Source organism: Metapseudomonas otitidis (assembly GCF_900111835.1).
Lineage (GTDB): Bacteria > Pseudomonadota > Gammaproteobacteria > Pseudomonadales > Pseudomonadaceae > Metapseudomonas > Metapseudomonas otitidis.
Window position 1 is genome coordinate 14726 of the sequence record NZ_FOJP01000030.1, and the last position, 16554, is coordinate 31279.

A 16554-nucleotide genomic window follows, 5' to 3' on the forward strand; every position below is an offset into this window, starting at 1 on the left:
AAGTTGACCAGTTCGACAACTTCACAATTGCCGATACCCCCCGCCTTGCGCGAGGGGGCGTTCAGAAACCCTGCGCCCGGGCCAGCAGTGCGTAGCCCAGCACCAGCAACGGCCAGGCGCACCAGGGGCTGAACAGCAGGCGCCAGGGCAGGGCGCGCGGGACGAAGCCCACGCCGTGGACGAAGCCGCCGCTGATGCCGAGCATGGTCAGCATCAGCAGGCCGTGGGAGTAGGCGCCCGTGTCATCGACGAAGGCACCGGGGTGGATCAGCAACAGCAGCGCCAGCGGCGCCGCCAGCAGCAGCGAGAGCGCTCGCCCCAGCGGGGCGGCGCTCAGGGCGCGGGGTTCAGTCACTGGCGTCCTCATCCAGGTTCTGCGTGGTTTCCAGCCACAGCGCGTTGATGATCCCGAAGCTGCAGGCCAGCAGCACACCGAGTATCCAGGCGAAGTACCACATGGTCGGGCTCCTTCAGTAGAGGCGATGGGTGTTTTCGTCGATGTGCGCGGTGGTCACCCGGCGCCACATCTTCGCGTAGCCCCAGAGGGTGTAGATCAGGATCAGCGGCACGAAGAGGCAGGCCACCACGAACATGATCCCCAGGGTCTTGTGGCTGGACACTGCGTCCCACACCGTCAGGCTCGACATCGGGTCCAGCGAGGACGGCATGACGAAGGGGAACAGCGCGAAGCCGGCGGTGCACAGGGTGCCGACGATGGCCAGGCTCGACCCGAGGAAGGCCAGCCCGCCGCGCCGCGCCGAGGCACCGGCCAGGGCCAGCAGCGCGCCGAGCACGCCGAGCACCGGCGCCAGCATGGTCCACGGGGAGGCCGCGTAGTTGCCCAGCCAGCCGGGGTTGCCGGCGGCCACCTGCTTGGCCAGCGGGCTCAGCGCCTTGCCGGTCTCCAGCGGTGCGGCGATCACCTGCCCGCTGATACCGCCCAGCCACAGCCAGGCCCCCGCAGCAAGGAAGGCTGCCAGGTACACCAGCGCCGCCACCTGCGCCGCGCGCCGGCTGCGCAGGGCGACATCGCCCTCGGTGCGCATCATCAGCCAGGTGGCGCCGTGCAGCATCAGCATCGACAGGCTGGTCACCCCAGCCACCAGGCCGAAGGGGTTGAGCAGTTGCCAGAAGCTGCCGTGGTAGCTCACCCGCAGGTCCCCGTCGAACTGGAAGGGCACGCCCAGCAGCAGGTTGCCGAAGGCCACGCCGAACACCAGCGAGGGCACCAGCGCCCCGGCGAACAGCCCCCAGTCCCAGGTCTGCCGCCAGCGGGTGTTGGCCAGCTTGCTGCGGTAGTCGAAGCCCACCGGGCGCACGAACAGGGCGAACAGCACCAGCAACATCGCCCAGTAGAAGCCCGAGAAGGCGGCGGCGTAGACCAGCGGCCAGGCGGCGAACAGCGCGCCGCCGGCGGTGATCAGCCAGACCTGGTTGCCGTCCCAGTGCGGCGCGATGGTGTTGATCACCACCCGGCGCTCACTGTCGGTGCGGCCGACGATCGGCAGCAGCGCCGCCGCCCCCAGGTCGAAGCCATCGGTCAGGGCGAAGCCGATCAGCAGCACGCCAACCAGGACCCACCAGATCAGCTTGAGGCTTTCGTAATCCAGCATGGCGGTCTCCTCAGGCAGCGGCCGGTTGTTGCTCGAAGTGGTAGCGCCCGGTGTGCAGGCTGGAGGGCCCGAGCCGCGCGAAGCGGATCATCAGGTACATCTCCACCACCAGCAGCAGGCTGTAGAAGGCGATCAGCGCGGTCAGCGAGCCCCACACATCGCCAGTACTCAGGCTCGACGTGGACAGGTGCGTCGGCAGCACCTCGCCGATGGACCAGGGCTGGCGGCCATGCTCGGCCACGTACCAGCCGGTCTGTGCGGCGAGCCACGGCAGCGGCAGGCTCCACAGCGCCCACTTCAGCAGCCAGGGTTTGCGCTCCTCGTTCTTGCGCGCCGAGGCCCAGAAGGCACAGGCGAACAGCGCCAGCATGAGGAAGCCGGCGGCCACCATGACGCGGAAGCTGAAGAACAGCGAAAGCACGTCGGGGATGGTGTCCAGGCTGGCCTGGCGCACCTGCTCGTCGGTCGCGTCCACCACCTTGTCGGTGTACTTCTTCAGCAGCAGGCCGTAGCCCAGGTCCAGCTTCACCGCGTTGAAGGCCGCCAGGGTGGCCTCGCTGCGGTCACCGCTGCGCAGTTGCTCCAGCAGCGCGTAGGCCTTCATGCCATTGCGGATGCGCGCCTCGTGCTGCACCAGCAGGTCCTTGATGCCGGTGACCTCCTTGTCCAGCGAGCGGGTGGCGATCAGGCCCAGCACATAGGGGATCTTGATGGCGTAGTCGGTGCGCATGGCCGCCTGGTCGGGGATGCCGAACAGGGTGAAGCCCGCCGGCGCCGGGTGGGTGTCCCACTCGGCCTCGATGGCCGCCAGCTTGGTCTTCTGCACGTCGCCGATCTCGTAGCCGGACTCGTCGCCCAGCACGATCACCGAGAGGATCGACGCCAGGCCGAAGGCCGAGGCGATGGCGAAGGAGCGGCGGGCGAAGCCCTGGTCACGCTTCTTCAGCAGGTACCAGCTGGAGATGGCCAGCACGAAGATCGCCCCGGTCACGTAGCCGGCCGCCACGGTGTGGACGAACTTGACCTGGGCCACCGGGTTGAACAGCAGGGCGCCGAAGTCGGTCAGCTCCATGCGCATGGTCTCGAAGTTGAACTCCGCGCCCACCGGGTTCTGCATCCAGCCGTTGGCGATCAGGATCCACAGCGCCGAGAGGTTCGAGCCCAGCGCCACCAGCCAGGTCACGGTCAGGTGCTGCACGCGGGTGAGGCGGTCCCAGCCGAAGAAGAACAGGCCGATGAAGGTGGATTCGAGGAAGAACGCCATCAGGCCCTCGATGGCCAGTGGCGCGCCGAAGATGTCCCCCACGTAGTGGCTGTAGTAGGCCCAGTTGGTGCCGAACTGGAACTCCATGGTCAGCCCGGTGGTGACACCGAGGGCGAAGTTGATGCCGAACAGCTTGCCCCAGAACTGCGTCATGTCCTTGTACACCTGCTTGCCGGTCATCACGTACACCGACTCCATGATCGCCAGCAGGAACGACAGGCCGAGCGTCAGGGGCACGAACAGGAAGTGGTACATCGCAGTCAGGGCGAACTGCAGGCGCGATAGATCGACGACTGCTTCCGTGATCATCTCGGGCTCTCCTCAGTGGATGGTTGGGGGGATGCGGAAGGGGGCGTGGGCGCATCGAGCAGGCGGGCGGCTGTACGTGATGCGCCGTCACGGGGGACCGTGGGGGCGTCGAACCAGAGCGTCTTGATGCCCCAGAGCAGCAGGAGCTTGATCAGCAGGATGCAGGTGATTTCCCTGACCAGGGTGCGCGAGGACATGAGCGTACGACGTGTGTGCATGCCGGATACCCCTTGGGGTATGAATGGTCCCTATTCTTGATCCTGGCCATCTCCCTGCACAAGGTGTGGGTAATGCGGCTGGGTGTCGCAGTGCAAGCTTAGCCAGTTCTCGCGCATGTCAAGGTTGGCGAGGGCTGCAGCCGAGGTCGGGATGATCGCCGGCACGCCTGGCGTGTCGAGATGTCGCAGCCGTTCACGGACCGCGGAGACGCCGATGGGGTAGGCTGCGCCCCCATCCACCCCTGGCGTGACGGACCATGCGAACCCTCATCACCGCACTCACCTGCCTGGCCCTGAGCGGCTGCGGCACCTTGCTCGGCCGCGCCGACGACCACACCCCGAGCGGGCTGATCGGCCACGACTACTACAAGGGCGTGAAGGCCGACGTCATGCTGCTCAGCTTCGACCTCTACCCCGGCTACGGCGGCTATGCCTCGCTGTTCTGCTGGCTCAGCGTGGTCTGCCCGGTGGCCACCGTCGTCTCCATGCCGGTGGACGCCACCGTGGACACCGTGCTGCTGCCCTGGGACGCCTACTCGGCCTCGCACTTCTAGCCTTACAGCGCGCACGCCATCGGTCGGCGGCTTAATCCGACAGTACCCACCGTCGCCGGTATCTGGACGGAGGCGCCCCCGAGGCGCAGCATCGACGGCCTTCACGGACGACAGGAAGACCCCATGAACGGATACCTGGACCTCAATCGCGCCAACTGGGATGACCGCGCGCCCCTGCACGCCGCCTCGGCGGACTACCAGGTGGAGCGCTTCGTCAGAGACCCCGGCCACCTCTCCGACGTGGTGCGCTTCGACCAGCCGCGCCTCGGCGACATCGTCGGCCTGCGCGGCGTGCACCTGCAGTGCCACATCGGCACCGACACCCTTTCCCTGGCGCGCCTTGGCGCCCGCATGACCGGCCTCGACTTCTCCCCCGCGTCCCTCGAGCAGGCCCGCGAACTGGCGCGGCGCTGCGACGCCCCGCTGGAGTTCGTCGAGGCCGAGGTCTGTGCCGCCGACCAGGCGCTGCCGCGCGCCAGCTTCGACTTCGTCTACACCGGCATCGGCGCCCTCTGCTGGCTGCCCAGCATCCGCGACTGGGCGCGTACCGTTGCGGCCCTGCTCAAGCCCGGCGGCTGGCTGTTCATCCGCGACGGGCACCCCATGTTATGGACCGTGAACGAGGAGCGTACCGACGGCCTGGTGATCGAATACCCCTACTTCGAACGGCCCGAACCGATGATCTGGGACGACGCCAGCAGCTACGTCGAAACCGACCGCCCCCTCACCGCCACCCGTACCCACGAGTGGAACCACGGCCTCGGCGAGATCATCACCGCGCTGCTGGAGAACGGCATGACCCTCACCGGGCTGGAAGAACACCGCAGCCTGCCCTGGGAGGCCCTGCCCGGGCGCATGCACCGCGTCAGCGGCGGCGAATGGCGCCTCAGCGAAGCCCCCGACCGCCTGCCCCTCAGCTACACCCTTCAGGCCGTCAAGCGCGGCTGAACCTGCCTCGGGAGCCCTCCGGGGCTCCGCCTTTCTCCTTGACCGTTCATCCGCTGCGGCGAAATGGCCGCTTGCCGGCACGTTTGCGCTGTAGCTAAATACCCCTGTGGGTATATTGGCGGGCGGAAACGCCGCGCCCGATGGTCAACGAGGAGACCCCATGCACATCGACTGGATGGCCTTCACCCCCGGCTCCGCCTTGGCCGGTGGCGTGCTGATCGGCCTGGCGGCGGGCGCCTTCGCCGCCTTCAACGGGCGCATCGCCGGCATCAGCGGCCTGCTGGGCGCGCTGTTGCAACCGGGCAGCGAAGGGCGGGGCGAGAAGGTCCTGTTCCTCCTCGGCCTGCTGCTCGCCCCGCTGCTCTGGGGGCTGCTGGGCCACTGGCCGCAACCGCAATTCCACACCGGCGCCCTCGGCCTTGTGGCGGCCGGCCTGCTGGTGGGGCTGGGCACCCGCTATGGCGCCGGCTGCACCAGCGGCCACGGCGTCTGCGGCCTGTCGCGGCTGTCACCGCGCTCGCTGGTGGCGGTGGCCTGCTTCATGGCCAGCGGCTTTGCCAGCGTCTTCGTCATCCGCCATCTGCTGGGGGCTTGAGATGAGCCGACTGAGCGCATTCCTCGCCGGCCTGGTGTTCGGCCTCGGCCTGCTGCTGGCCGGCATGGCCGACCCGACCAAGGTCCTCGGCTTCCTCGACCTGGCCGGCGCCTGGGACCCGTCCCTGGCCCTGGTGATGGCCGGCGCCATCGGCGCCGCCCTGCTGCCCATGGCCTGGGCCCGGCGCCACGACCGCTCGCTGCTGGGCGAACCCATGCGCCTGCCCGAGCGCCGCAACCTCGACCGCCGCCTGATCGGTGGCAGCCTGCTGTTCGGCATCGGCTGGGGCATCGCCGGCATCTGCCCCGGCCCGGCGGTGGCGCTGCTGCTGACCGGCCACTGGCAGGTGCTGCTGTTCGTTGCTGCCATGCTCGCCGGCATGGCGCTGTTCACCGTGCTGGATCGCCCGCGCGGCCACTGAAGGAGACCCGCCATGACTGCCAACGTTGGAACCCTCGACCGCACCCTGCGCCTCATCGTCGGCCTGCTGCTGATCGCCCTCGCGGTGTTCGGCGTGATCGGCGCCTGGGGGTATATCGGCATCGTCCCGCTGCTCACCGGGCTGTTCCGTTTCTGCCCGGCCTACCCGCTGCTGGGCATCAACACCTGCACGCGCCGCTGAGCGGTTGCGTCCTTTCACCACCGCCGCGAAGGATCGCCGTTGCGACGCGGCCAAGGAGTTCGTCATGCGTTACCCCCTGCTCGCCGCCTGCCTGGGGCTGTGTGTCAGCGCCCAGGCCGAGAGCCTCGACGCCCGCATTGCCGAAGGCGCCGCGCTGATCCCGGCCTTCCAGAAGCACCTGCTGGAGACCGTCCAGGGCGCCATGCGCCAGGGCGGCCCGGCCCAGGCCGTGGCGGCCTGCCAGACCCTCGCCCCCGGCATCGCCGAGGCCCACGGGCAGGATGGCTGGCGCGTCGGGCGCACCGCCCTCAAGGTGCGCAACCCGGCCAACGCCCCGGATACCTGGGAGCGCCAGGTGCTGGAGGACTTCGCCCGCCGCGCCCAGGCCGGCGAACCCCTGGCCGGCATGCAGCGCGCCGAGGTGGTCGACGGCGAAGTGCGGGTGATGAAACCCATCGCCACCGGCGCGCCGTGCCTCGCCTGCCACGGCACCCAGGTCGAGCCGCAGCTCGCCCGCCTGATCCGCGAGCGCTACCCCGACGACCAGGCCACCGGCTTCCGCGAAGGCGAACTGCGCGGCGCCTTCACCCTGCGCCGCCCCGTCGACGACCAAGGCTGATCCGCCCGCTCCGTGCCCCGCCCCGATGGGCTTCGCACAGCTCAACCCATCCTACGGCCGCTCCGTGCCCCCGTAGGATGCGGTGAGCTACGCGAACCGCATCAAGCACGCCCCGCGCCGCCGCTCCCAACCCCGCGCCGTTGCCGAGTTTTTTCATGGGCAGCGAGCATATTTTTAATAATTTTCCTGGCCTGGAAGCTGGCGCACCATCTGCCCGACCCGAACGAAAGCCAGACCGCACAGACGGTCGAGCCGGGGTGCAGCGTGCGTGATTCCAGCCTCCAACGGCCTCGTGCCCGCCTGCCCGGTTCATCCCTCTGCGCCTTGTCCGTCGTTCTCCGCCGGCCCTGAGCGGCCTGCAATTCCAAGAGCCGAAAACCGCCCAGCAGAAGGACACCGACCATGACCGTTGGACAGACTGAAATCGATACCCTGATCGTCGGCGCGGGCCAGGCCGGCATCGCCATGAGCGAGCACCTGACCCGGCTCGGCGTGCCCCACCTGGTGCTGGAGCGCGACCGCATCGCCGAACGCTGGCGCTCCCAGCGCTGGGATTCCCTGGTGGCCAACGGCCCGGTCTGGCACGACCGCTTCCCCGGTATGGAATTCGAGGGCATGTCCCCCGACGCCTTCGCTTCCAAGGAGCAGGTGGCGGACTACTTCGAAGCCTACGTGCAGCGCTTCGAAGTGCCGGTGCGCACCGGCGTCGAAGTCACCCGCGTGGTGCGCAACGTCGGCCAGCCGGGGTTCCGCGTGGAGACCTCCGACGGCGTGATCCAGGCCCGTCATGTGGTCGCCGCCACCGGGCCCTTCCAGCGCCCGGTGATCCCCGCCATCGCCCCGCGCAGCGAGACCCTGGTGCAGCTGCATTCCGCCGACTACCGCAACCCCGGCCAACTGCCCGCAGGCGCCGTGCTGGTGGTGGGTGCCGGCTCCTCCGGCGTGCAGATCGCCGATGAACTGCAACGCGCCGGCAAGCAGGTCTACCTCTCCGTCGGTGCCCACGACCGCCCGCCGCGCAGCTACCGCGGACGCGATTTCTGCTGGTGGCTGGGGGTGCTCGGCGAGTGGGACCAGCAGGCCATGAAGCCCGGCCGCGAGCACGTCACCATCGCCGTCAGCGGCGCCCGTGGCGGCCACACCGTGGACTTCCGCGCCCTCGCCGAACAGGGCATCACCCTGGTGGGGCTGACCCAGGCCTTCGACGGCGGCACCGTCCGCTTCGCCAACGACCTGGCCGACAACCTCGCCCGGGGTGACGAGAACTACCTGTCCCTGCTGGACGCTGCCGATGCCTACATCGAGCGCAACGGCCTGGACCTGCCGGCCGAGCCCGAAGCCCGCCGCATGCGCCCCGACCCGGCCTGCGTGCGCGAGCCGATCCTCGAACTGGACCTGGCCGCCGCCGGCATCGGCGCCATCATCTGGGCCACCGGCTTCGCCACCGACTACAGCTGGCTGCAGGTGGACGCCTTCGACGCCCAGGGCAAGCCCCGCCACCAGCGCGGCGTGTCCAGCGAACCGGGGGTCTACTTCCTCGGCCTGCCGTGGCTGTCGCGCCGGGGCTCCTCGTTCATCTGGGGCGTCTGGCACGACGCCAAGCACGTGGCCGACCAGATCGCCACCCAGCGCAAGTACCTCGCCTACCACGACGCCGCCCAGCGCCGTCAGGGCTGAGCCTAGAACCCGACGCCAAGGACACCGCCATGCCGACCCATACCCGCATCCGCATGTTCAACACCCGCGACACCTACCCCAACCAGACCCTGGACAACGACCTCTGCCAAGCCGTGCGCGCCGGCAACACCGTCTACGTGCGCGGCCAGGTGGGCACCGATTTCGACGGCAACCTGGTGGGCCTGGGCGACCCCCGGGCCCAGGCCGAGCAGGCCATGAAGAACGTCAAGCAACTGCTCGAAGAGGCCGGCAGCGACCTCTCCCACATCGTCAAGACCACCACCTACCTGATCGACCCGCGTTATCGCGAGCCGGTCTACCAGGAGGTGGGCAAGTGGCTCAAGGGCGTGTTCCCCATTTCCACCGGCCTGGTGGTCTCGGCCCTCGGCCAGCCCCAGTGGCTGATGGAGATCGACGTGATCGCCGTGATTCCCGATGACTGGCAGGCCACCCGCTAAGGAGCTCCCATGACCTTTTCCATCGTCGGCCGTTGCGCGGAAACCGGGCAGCTGGGCATCGCCATCAGTTCCTCCAGCATCGCCGTCGGCGCGCGCTGTCCCTGGGTGCGTGCCGGGGTGGGGGCGGTGGCCACTCAGAACGTCACCCTGCCGGCCCTGGGGCCGCAGATCCTCGACCTGCTGGACGCCCAGCACCTCACGCCCCAGGCCGCCCTCGACCGGGCCCTGGGCGCCAACGGCTGGAGCCAGTACCGCCAGGTGACGGTCATCGACGGCCAGGGCCGCACCGCGCTGTTCAGCGGCAGCGAAGCCCTCGGCGTGCACAACGCCGTGGCCGGCGAGCAGTGCGTGGCCGCCGGCAACCTGCTGTCCGACCCGGCGGTGATCGACGCCATGGTGCGCGCCTTCGAAACCTCCGAAGGGCAACTGGCCGAGCGCCTGCTCAGCGCCATGCAGGCGGCCATGGCCGCCGGGGGCGAAGCCGGCCCGGTGCACTCGGCAGCGCTCAAGGTGATGGGCGACCTCACCTGGCCCATCGTCGACCTGCGGGTGGACTGGGCCGAGCACGACCCCATCGGCGTGCTCGCCGGGCTCTGGCAGGCCTATGCCCCGCAGCAGCAGGACTACATCACCCGCGCCCTGGACCCGACGGCGGCGCCCAGCTACGGAGTGCCCGGGGATGAGTGACGCCACCAGCCTCGACCTGCTGGAGCGGCTGGTGGCCTTCCCCACCGTCAGCCGTGACTCCAACCTGGCGCTGATCGGCTTCATCCGCGACTACCTCGCCGGCCACGGCGTGGCCAGCGAGCTGTTCCTCAATGCCGAGGGCACCAAGGCCAACCTCTTCGCCACCCTCGGCCCCAGCGACCGTGGCGGGGTGGTGCTGTCCGGGCACACCGACGTGGTCCCGGTGGACGGCCAGGCCTGGACCCGCGACCCGTTCCGCCTCAGCGAAAGCGAGGGCCGCCTCTACGGACGCGGCACTGCCGACATGAAGGGCTTCATCGCCTCGGTACTGGCCGCCGTGCCGGCCTTCCTCGCCCAGCCGCTGCGCCTGCCGGTGCACCTGGCGTTCTCCTACGACGAGGAAGTGGGATGCCTGGGCGTGCGCTCCCTGCTCGACGCCCTCGCCCAGCGGCCCAACCGGCCGCGCCTGTGCCTGATCGGCGAGCCCACCGAACTGCGCCCGGTGCTCGGCCACAAGGGCAAGCTGGCCATGCGCTGCCAGGTGCACGGCGCCGCCTGCCATTCCGCCTACGCGCCCCAGGGGGTCAATGCCATCGAATACGCCGCGCGGCTGATCGGCCACCTCGGCGAGATCGGCGAGGAACTGGCCCGCCCCGAGCACCACGACCCGCGTTTCGACCCGCCGTACTCCACCGTGCAGACCGGGCTGATCGAGGGCGGCCGGGCGCTGAACATCGTCCCCGCCGAGTGCCGCTTCGACTTCGAGGTGCGCGCCCTGCCGGGCTTCGACGCCCAGCAGGTGGCGACGCGCCTGGACCGTTACGCCCAGGCCGAGCTGGTGCCGCGCATGCAGGCCGTGCAGCCGGGCACCGGCATCCGCTTCGAGCCCCTGGGCAGCTACCCGGGCCTGGCCACCGACGCCGCCAGCGAGGCGGCCGAACTGGTGGCGCTGATCAGCGGCTCGCGGGACTTCGGCACCGTGGCCTTCGGCACCGAAGGCGGGCTGTTCCACGAGGCCGGCATCCCCACCGTGGTCTGCGGCCCCGGCAGTATGGACCAGGGCCACAAGCCCGACGAGTTCGTCACCCTCGCCCAGCTGGAGGCCTGCGACGCCATGCTGCTGCGCCTGGCCGAGCACCTGCGGGCCTGAGTCCCCGCGCCCTCAGTGCCCGCCCTTCCAGGGCTGGCCGAGGGACACCGGGGCGAACAGGCGTGTGCGCACGGCATCGCGGGAGAGCAGCACCAGCACCAGGATGGTCGCCACGTAGGGCAGCATCGCCAGCAGGTTGGCCGGGATGGCGAGTCCCACGCCCTGGGCCACCAGGTGGAGGATGCTGGCCAGGCCGAACAGGTAGGCGCCCAGCAGCACGCGGAACACCCGCCAGCTGGCGAACACCACCAGCGCCAGGGCGATCCAGCCGCGTCCGGCGGTCATGTTTTCTGCCCACATCGGCGTGTACGCCAGGGACAGGTAGGCCCCGGCCATGCCCGCCATCGCCCCGCCGAACAGCACCGCCAGGGTGCGCACCCGCAGCACCGGCAGGCCCATGGCGCTGGCCGCGTCGGGGTTCTCGCCCACCGCCTGCAGCACCAGGCCGATGCGGCTCTTCAGCAGGGCCCAGGCGATCAGCGCGAACAGCGCGAAGGACAGGTAGACCATCAGGTCCTGGCTGAACAGCACCTTGCCCAGCACCGGCAGCGCACTCAGCAGCGGGATCGCCACCGGCTCGAAGCCCGCCAGCGGCTTGCCCACCCAGGCCGCGCCGACGAAGGACGACAGGCCGATGCCGAAGATGGTCAGCGCCAGCCCGGTGGCCACCTGGTTGGCGTTGCAGCCCAGCGCCACCAGGGCGAACAGCGCCGACAGCAGCACCCCGGCGGCCATCGCCGCCAGCACCCCGAGCCAGAGGCTGCCGGTGCCGATGGCGGCGATGAAGCCCACCACCGCGCCGAACAGCATCATTCCCTCCTGGCCGAGGTTGAGCACGCCGCTCTTTTCACACACCAGCTCGCCCAAAGCCACCAGCAGCAGCGGCGTGCCGCAGCGGACCATGGCGAAGAGGATGTTGGTCAGCAGATCGAGATCCATGGGTCAGAAGCCTCGGGCGGCGAGCCGCGCGTCAGGAAGAGGGGAGAGGGTCATGCCAGGGCCCCGCGTGCGCGGGCCGTCGTGCGCAGCGTCCAGCGGGCCGCCAGGCGAGGGCGGTAGAGGATCAGCACGTCACAGGCGAGCAGGAAGAACAGCATCATTCCCTGGAACAGCTGGGTGATGGACTGCGGCAGGTTCAGGGCCATCTGCGCGTTCTCGCCGCCCAGGTAGAGCAGCGCCATCAGCAGGCCGGCGGCGAGGATGCCGAACGGGTTCAGGCGACCGAGGAAGGCCACGGTGATGGCGGCGTAGCCGTAGCCCGGCGACACCTGCGGCACCAGCTGGCCGATGGGCCCGGTGACCTCGCCGACCCCGGCCAGGCCCGCCAGGCCGCCGCTGAGCAGCAGCACCAGCCACACCAGGCGCCGCTCGCGGAAGCCGACGAAGCCGGCCGCGCGCTTGTCCAGGCCCAGCACCTTGATCTGGAAGCCGAGGAAGCTCCTGTGCAGCAGCACCCACACCGCCACCAGCGCCAGCAGGGCGAAGTACAGGCCGATGTGCAGGCGCAGGTCCTCGAACACCGGCGGCAGGCGCGTGGCGTCGCCGAACATGGCCGACTCGGGGAAGTTGAAGCCGCCCGGGTCCTTCAGCGGACCGTGCACCGCGTACAGCAGCAGGTTCAGCGCTACGTAGTTGAGCATGATGGTGGTGAGGATCTCGTTGGCGTTGAAGCGCGTGCGCAGCCAGGCCGCCAGCGCGCCCCAGGCGGCCCCGGCGAGGGTGCCGGCGGCCAGCACCAGCACCAGCGCCCAGCGGCTCTCCCAGTCGATGACGTGGACCGCCAGCGCGCTGCCGGCCAGGGCACCGACCAGCAACTGGCCCTCGGCGCCGATGTTCCACACCCGCGCCTGGTAGGCCCCGGCCAGGCCCAGGGCGCAGAGCAGGATGGGCAGCGCCTTCACCAGCAGCTCGGAGACGCCGTAGAGGTCGCTCACCGGGGCGATCAGCAGGGTGTGCAGGGTTTCCAGCGGGTCCTTGCCCAGGGCCAGGAACAGCAGCGAGCCGCAGGCCAGGGTCAGCAGGCCGGCCAGCACCGGGGAGAGCACCAGCATCGCCCGCGAGGGCTGGGTGCGGGGAACGAGGGATAACAGCATGGGGGCTCCGGGTCAGGCGGCTTGGGGCGAATCGAAGCGGCCGGCCATCCAGCGGCCGACCTCCTGGGCGGTGGTGTCCGGCACCGGCTTGAGCGCCGACAGCTCGCCGCTGCACAGCGCACCGATGCGGTCGCTGATCTGGAACAGCTCGTCCAGGTCCTCGGAAATCACCAGGATCGCCGCGCCGGCATCCCGCAACGCGATCAGCGCGCGGTGGATGGCCGCCGCCGCGCCCACGTCCACGCCCCAGGTGGGGTGCGCGGCCACCAGCAGCCTGGGTTGCTGGAGGATCTCGCGGCCGAGGATGAACTTCTGCAGGTTGCCGCCGGAGAGGCTGCGGGCGGCGGTGTGGGCGTCCGGGGTCTTCACCGCGAAGCGGCGGATCACCTCCTCGGCGAAGGCCAGCACCCGGCCCCGGCGCACCAGGCCGTGGCGCAGCAGGCCCTGGCGCGAGGCGGTGAGCAGCGCGTTGTCCGCCAGGGACAGCTCCGGCACCGCGCCGTGCCCCAGGCGCTCGGCGGGCACGAAGGCCAGGCCCCGGGCGCGCCGCGCATCCGGCGGCAACTGGCCCACCGCCTGCCCGGCGAAACGCACCGCCGCCGCCTTGGCCGGCGGCAGCCGGGCCTCACCGGAGAGCAGCGCCAGCAGCTCGTCCTGGCCGTTGCCGGCCACCCCGGCGATGCCGACGATCTCGCCGCTGCGCACCTCCAGGCCGATGGCTTTCAGCGACACGCCGAACGGGTCGGGGTTGTGCCAGTCGAGGCCCTCCAGGTGGAGGAAGGGTGCGCCGCCGCTGACCTTGGGGTACTGCGCCACCAGTCCTTCGGCATCGCCCACCATCAGCCGCGCCAGCTCCAGGTCGCTGCACGCGGCCGGGATACACTGGCCGGAGACACGGCCGCCGCGCAGCACCGTGGCGCTGTGGCAGAGCGCCCGCACCTCGGCCAGCTTGTGGCTGATGAAGAGGATGCTGCAGCCCTCGGCCGCCAGCCGGCGCAGGGTGACGAACAGCTCCTCGGCCTCCTGCGGGGTCAGCACCGAGGTGGGTTCGTCGAGGATCAGCAGGCGGATGTCCTGCATCAGGCAGCGGACGATCTCCACCCGCTGGCGCTCGCCGATGGACAGCGCATGCACCAGCCGCCCCGGTTCCAGGGCCATGCCGTAGCGCTGCGACACCTCGCGGATGCGAGCCTCCAGCTGCCTGGGCGTGCCGGCCTCGCGACCGAGGGCCAGGGCAATGTTCTCGGCCACGGTGAGGGTCTCGAACAGCGAGAAGTGCTGGAACACCATGCCGATGCCCAGGGCGCGGGCCTGGGCCGGGTCGCGCACCCGCCGCGCCTCGCCCTGCCAGCGGATCTCGCCGGCATCGGGCTGCACCACGCCGTAGATGATCTTCATCAGCGTGCTCTTGCCGGCACCGTTCTCGCCCAGCAGGGCATGGATCTCCCCGGGGGCGATGGCCAGGTCGACACGGTCGTTGGCCAGGCAGCCGGGGTAGCGCTTGGTGATGCCCAGGAGTTCCAGGCGGGGAGGGGAGGCGGTCATGGGGCTTCACTCGATCAATCAGCTGGCCCTGCCAAAGCAAAAAGCTGGCCACCGGGTCAGAAAGCGCGCGGGCCTTGGAACAGCGAGACGACGGGGTGCCAGGGCCGTGCGGACGCTGCACGCAAATGGGGCGTGGACGGTGGGGTGGCGCACCGTTGTGGCGGTTTTTCGATCAGGGCGGCGCAGGCCTTGGCGCAGCAGGGCTGGCGCGGTTATTCCCAAGGTTATCCACAGGTCTGTCCACGGTTATTGTGGGCGAGCACGGGGCACCTCGACGGGATGCTGGCGCGGTGCCTTATTTCCCAGCGAAATTAATCCATGCCTGTCAAGCCCTTGCGTGCGCCATTTGGGCGCAGGGCAGGGTGGTCATTATTTGATCAGCTCGCGGCAGGCACTACGGCACGCAGCCCGGCGCCACCTTTGCAAAGGTTATCCACAGGCTTGTCCCCGGCTTTTGTGGGCGGTTCCGGACCACCGGAAGTGACAGGGCGGCACCCGTAGCCTGGGCTTCAGCCCAGGGGTGGGCTGGCGAGGGATCTCCAGGTTGAAGCGCAGGGCCGGGTGTGTGGAATCCCCGTACTGAAGTCCGGGCTACACCCCGCACCACGGCGTTGCGGAGAGCACCCGTAGCCTGGGCTTCAGCCCAGGGATCGGCTGGCGCAGGATTCTCAGGTTGAAGCTCAAGGCCGGGTGTGCGGAATCCCCGGACTGAAGTCCGGGCTACGGCCCTGAAGTCCGGGCTACGGTCTATGCCACGGCGTTGCGGAGAGCACCCGTAGCCTGGGCTTCAGTCCAGGGACTGGCTGGCGAAGGATTCCCAGGTTGAAGCTCAAGGCCGGGTGCGCGGAATCCCCGGACTGAAGTCCGGGCAACGGCCTATGCCACGACGTTGCGGAGGGCACCGTAGCCCGGGCTTCAGCCCGGGGCATGGCCGGCGAAGGCGCCCCGGGCTGAAGCCCGAGCCACGGGGCCGGGTAGGGCTCAGAAGCTGAGTTCGAGGTTAAGGGTCGGGGTGGAGGTGCGGCTGCCGCGTCCGCCGTCCACGCCGAACTTGTTGTGCCAATACTCGTAGCCGACGCCGAACCACAGGTTGGGCTGCACCCGGTCGCCCGGGCGGGCGGCCACCATCAGGGCGGTGCGCATGAGGGTTTCCGGGGCGGTGTCGCGGTTGTTGTAGTCCTCGCCCTTCTCCCCGATGTGGTTGACGAAGCCCTGGAACTTGGCCGCGTGGTCGCCCACCTTGAACGGCCGCAGCCAGGTCAGGTTGAGGTTGTAGGTGCCGTCGAAGGTGAGGTTCTCGTGGCGCACGCCGGGGATGCCGCTGTGGTTGCGCTCGCGGTAGTAGAGCAGGCTCAGGTCGAGCACGCCGACGGTGTTGAACTTGAGGGTCGGGCCGAACACCAGGGCGCGCTTCTTGGCCGAGGCGCGGTTGTTGTTGCGGCTGGCGTCGAAGCCGGCGGTGAAGGCGTAGTCCTTGATCAGGCCGGTGCCCAGGGGCCGGTCGAACACCCGCGAGGCGAACAGCTGGTGGCGGTAGGTGGCGTAGACCTCGCTGCCGCCGTCGTCGGTGCCCTTGCGCGGGTCGCGGTTGTCGGAGAGGAACACGTCGAGGTTGAAGAAGTTGCTGCCGTACTGGTAGCCGCTGGCGTGGGTGAAGCTGTAGATGCGCTTGGCGAACTTGTCCGGGTTGTTGGGGTTGGTGAACTGCTGGCCATAGCGGAAGCCCAGGCTGTTGTTCATCCATTCCAGTGCGCTGGCCTCCCCGGCCATGACGAAGGCCAGTGCCAACGACGCTCCCTGCAGTGCTTTTTTCATTGTTGTGGCTCCTGTGGAGTGGGGTATCGACAGTTCGGTACGGACACCGAGCGACGCAGTATCGGCACAAGCCCGGTGTGCGCCAAAGAACAGTATTTCGCTCGGGCTGATGCCGGAACGGCAGCGCTGAATTGACCTGGAAGTCAGTATTTTCGCGGCCTCCAGCCCGGCGGGCGTTCCGCGCGCTCAAGGGCGCAGGCTGGCGTGAAGGGCAGAAATCGAGCGGGTAGGCAGAGGGCATGGGCTGACGCCGAAAGCCGGCGCCGGCACCAGTGCTAGAAGCAATCTTTACGATGGAAAGCGGCCAGGGCGGTAGGCTCTAGATCACAACAAGGCTGTTGTCTTTGGAGTTGCTAAGGTACCCATGCATTAAATCCGACCGGCTTG

19 protein-coding genes are annotated in these 16554 nt (G+C 69.5%); 10 read left to right on the forward strand and 9 right to left on the reverse strand.

What is annotated here, in order from left to right:
• Nucleotides 1-61: 61 nt before the first annotated feature.
• From BM198_RS27710 to cydP, 5 genes are read right to left on the reverse strand one after another with little or no spacing between them, the layout of a single operon-like run.
• On the reverse strand, nucleotides 62-367 hold the full coding sequence (locus BM198_RS27710) for a cyd operon YbgE family protein (RefSeq protein WP_074973997.1): 306 nt from the start codon (nucleotides 365-367) through the stop codon (nucleotides 62-64).
• Nucleotides 348-458 (reverse strand): cytochrome bd-I oxidase subunit CydX, encoded by a 111-nt coding sequence (cydX, locus tag BM198_RS27715; RefSeq protein ID WP_044412898.1) that lies wholly within the window; start codon nucleotides 456-458, stop codon nucleotides 348-350. Before cydX ends, BM198_RS27710 begins: the two co-directional genes overlap by 20 nt.
• A 12-nt stretch (nucleotides 459-470) precedes the next feature.
• Nucleotides 471-1613 (reverse strand): cytochrome d ubiquinol oxidase subunit II, encoded by a 1143-nt coding sequence (gene cydB, locus BM198_RS27720; RefSeq protein WP_074973999.1) that lies wholly within the window; start codon nucleotides 1611-1613, stop codon nucleotides 471-473.
• Nucleotides 1614-1623: 10 nt separating this feature from the next.
• Entirely contained in the window at nucleotides 1624-3186 is a 1563-nt protein-coding gene (locus BM198_RS27725) for a cytochrome ubiquinol oxidase subunit I (protein WP_074974001.1), read from the reverse strand.
• On the reverse strand, nucleotides 3183-3404 hold the full coding sequence (gene cydP / locus BM198_RS27730) for a cytochrome oxidase putative small subunit CydP (protein WP_052807659.1): 222 nt from the start codon (nucleotides 3402-3404) through the stop codon (nucleotides 3183-3185). The genes BM198_RS27725 and cydP overlap by 4 nt, the downstream gene beginning before the upstream one ends.
• A gap of 257 nt (nucleotides 3405-3661) precedes the next feature.
• On the opposite strand from cydP, the gene BM198_RS27735 reads away from it, so the two are divergent.
• The 10 genes from BM198_RS27735 to argE all read left to right on the forward strand — a co-directional run bounded on the left by BM198_RS27735 (nucleotide 3662) and on the right by argE (nucleotide 10714).
• Entirely contained in the window at nucleotides 3662-3958 is a 297-nt protein-coding gene (locus tag BM198_RS27735) for a YceK/YidQ family lipoprotein (RefSeq protein ID WP_044412885.1), read from the forward strand.
• A gap of 123 nt (nucleotides 3959-4081) precedes the next feature.
• Nucleotides 4082-4906 carry a class I SAM-dependent methyltransferase gene (locus tag BM198_RS27740; protein ID WP_044412882.1) on the forward strand — a complete coding sequence of 275 codons (825 nt, stop codon included), beginning with the start codon at nucleotides 4082-4084 and terminating at the stop codon, nucleotides 4904-4906.
• Nucleotides 4907-5066: 160 nt separating this feature from the next.
• Nucleotides 5067-5501, forward strand: coding sequence for a YeeE/YedE family protein (locus BM198_RS27745; RefSeq protein WP_074974003.1), 435 nt, complete (start codon nucleotides 5067-5069; stop codon nucleotides 5499-5501).
• 1 nt (nucleotide 5502) lies between these two features.
• Entirely contained in the window at nucleotides 5503-5922 is a 420-nt protein-coding gene (locus BM198_RS27750; protein WP_074974005.1) for a YeeE/YedE family protein, read from the forward strand.
• Between the two features lie 12 nt (nucleotides 5923-5934).
• Nucleotides 5935-6123, forward strand: coding sequence for a YgaP family membrane protein (locus tag BM198_RS27755; protein WP_074974007.1), 189 nt, complete (start codon nucleotides 5935-5937; stop codon nucleotides 6121-6123).
• Nucleotides 6124-6187: 64 nt separating this feature from the next.
• The gene (locus BM198_RS27760) at nucleotides 6188-6742 is read left to right on the forward strand and encodes a Tll0287-like domain-containing protein (RefSeq protein ID WP_074974009.1); all 555 of its coding nucleotides are present in this window, start codon (nucleotides 6188-6190) and stop codon (nucleotides 6740-6742) included.
• 402 nt (nucleotides 6743-7144) lie between these two features.
• Complete coding sequence (locus tag BM198_RS27765; protein WP_044412872.1) at nucleotides 7145-8419, forward strand: flavin-containing monooxygenase; 1275 nt, start codon at nucleotides 7145-7147, stop codon at nucleotides 8417-8419.
• A gap of 29 nt (nucleotides 8420-8448) precedes the next feature.
• Entirely contained in the window at nucleotides 8449-8877 is a 429-nt protein-coding gene (locus BM198_RS27770) for a RidA family protein (RefSeq protein WP_044412869.1), read from the forward strand.
• Between the two features lie 9 nt (nucleotides 8878-8886).
• Nucleotides 8887-9564 (forward strand): DUF1028 domain-containing protein, encoded by a 678-nt coding sequence (locus BM198_RS27775; RefSeq protein WP_074974011.1) that lies wholly within the window; start codon nucleotides 8887-8889, stop codon nucleotides 9562-9564.
• Nucleotides 9557-10714: an acetylornithine deacetylase gene (gene argE, locus BM198_RS27780; protein WP_074974013.1), complete on the forward strand. Its 1158-nt coding sequence runs from the start codon at nucleotides 9557-9559 to the stop codon at nucleotides 10712-10714. The genes BM198_RS27775 and argE overlap by 8 nt, the downstream gene beginning before the upstream one ends.
• Before the next feature lie 12 nt (nucleotides 10715-10726).
• Here argE and BM198_RS27785 read toward each other — a convergent pair whose 3' ends face one another.
• The 4 genes from BM198_RS27785 to BM198_RS27800 form a co-directional block, all read right to left on the reverse strand.
• Nucleotides 10727-11653: an ABC transporter permease gene (locus BM198_RS27785; RefSeq protein WP_074974015.1), complete on the reverse strand. Its 927-nt coding sequence runs from the start codon at nucleotides 11651-11653 to the stop codon at nucleotides 10727-10729.
• A 50-nt stretch (nucleotides 11654-11703) separates the two neighbouring features.
• A complete protein-coding gene (locus BM198_RS27790) occupies nucleotides 11704-12807 on the reverse strand; it encodes an ABC transporter permease (RefSeq protein ID WP_074974017.1) in 1104 nt (367 codons plus the stop codon).
• Between the two features lie 12 nt (nucleotides 12808-12819).
• The gene (locus BM198_RS27795) at nucleotides 12820-14352 is read right to left on the reverse strand and encodes an ABC transporter ATP-binding protein (RefSeq protein ID WP_074974019.1); all 1533 of its coding nucleotides are present in this window, start codon (nucleotides 14350-14352) and stop codon (nucleotides 12820-12822) included.
• Nucleotides 14353-15333: 981 nt separating this feature from the next.
• Nucleotides 15334-16167, reverse strand: a complete 834-nt coding sequence (locus BM198_RS27800; protein WP_074974021.1) for a nucleoside-binding protein — start codon at nucleotides 16165-16167, stop codon at nucleotides 15334-15336.
• Between the last annotated feature and the right edge of the window lie 387 nt (nucleotides 16168-16554).

Bases quoted from the DNA above. Each gene is read 5' to 3' on its own strand.
- BM198_RS27710 (WP_074973997.1), bottom strand. From the start codon at position 367: ATGAGGACGCCAGTGACTGAACCCCGCGCCCTGAGCGCCGCCCCGCTG.
- cydX (WP_044412898.1), bottom strand. From the start codon at position 458: ATGTGGTACTTCGCCTGGATACTCGGTGTGCTGCTGGCCTGCAGCTTC.
- cydB (WP_074973999.1), bottom strand. From the start codon at position 1,613: ATGCTGGATTACGAAAGCCTCAAGCTGATCTGGTGGGTCCTGGTTGGC.
- BM198_RS27725 (WP_074974001.1), bottom strand. From the start codon at position 3,186: ATGATCACGGAAGCAGTCGTCGATCTATCGCGCCTGCAGTTCGCCCTG.
- cydP (WP_052807659.1), bottom strand. From the start codon at position 3,404: ATGCACACACGTCGTACGCTCATGTCCTCGCGCACCCTGGTCAGGGAA.
- BM198_RS27735 (WP_044412885.1), top strand. From the start codon at position 3,662: ATGCGAACCCTCATCACCGCACTCACCTGCCTGGCCCTGAGCGGCTGC.
- BM198_RS27740 (WP_044412882.1), top strand. From the start codon at position 4,082: ATGAACGGATACCTGGACCTCAATCGCGCCAACTGGGATGACCGCGCG.
- BM198_RS27745 (WP_074974003.1), top strand. From the start codon at position 5,067: ATGCACATCGACTGGATGGCCTTCACCCCCGGCTCCGCCTTGGCCGGT.
- BM198_RS27750 (WP_074974005.1), top strand. From the start codon at position 5,503: ATGAGCCGACTGAGCGCATTCCTCGCCGGCCTGGTGTTCGGCCTCGGC.
- BM198_RS27755 (WP_074974007.1), top strand. From the start codon at position 5,935: ATGACTGCCAACGTTGGAACCCTCGACCGCACCCTGCGCCTCATCGTC.
- BM198_RS27760 (WP_074974009.1), top strand. From the start codon at position 6,188: ATGCGTTACCCCCTGCTCGCCGCCTGCCTGGGGCTGTGTGTCAGCGCC.
- BM198_RS27765 (WP_044412872.1), top strand. From the start codon at position 7,145: ATGACCGTTGGACAGACTGAAATCGATACCCTGATCGTCGGCGCGGGC.
- BM198_RS27770 (WP_044412869.1), top strand. From the start codon at position 8,449: ATGCCGACCCATACCCGCATCCGCATGTTCAACACCCGCGACACCTAC.
- BM198_RS27775 (WP_074974011.1), top strand. From the start codon at position 8,887: ATGACCTTTTCCATCGTCGGCCGTTGCGCGGAAACCGGGCAGCTGGGC.
- argE (WP_074974013.1), top strand. From the start codon at position 9,557: ATGAGTGACGCCACCAGCCTCGACCTGCTGGAGCGGCTGGTGGCCTTC.
- BM198_RS27785 (WP_074974015.1), bottom strand. From the start codon at position 11,653: ATGGATCTCGATCTGCTGACCAACATCCTCTTCGCCATGGTCCGCTGC.
- BM198_RS27790 (WP_074974017.1), bottom strand. From the start codon at position 12,807: ATGCTGTTATCCCTCGTTCCCCGCACCCAGCCCTCGCGGGCGATGCTG.
- BM198_RS27795 (WP_074974019.1), bottom strand. From the start codon at position 14,352: ATGACCGCCTCCCCTCCCCGCCTGGAACTCCTGGGCATCACCAAGCGC.
- BM198_RS27800 (WP_074974021.1), bottom strand. From the start codon at position 16,167: ATGAAAAAAGCACTGCAGGGAGCGTCGTTGGCACTGGCCTTCGTCATG.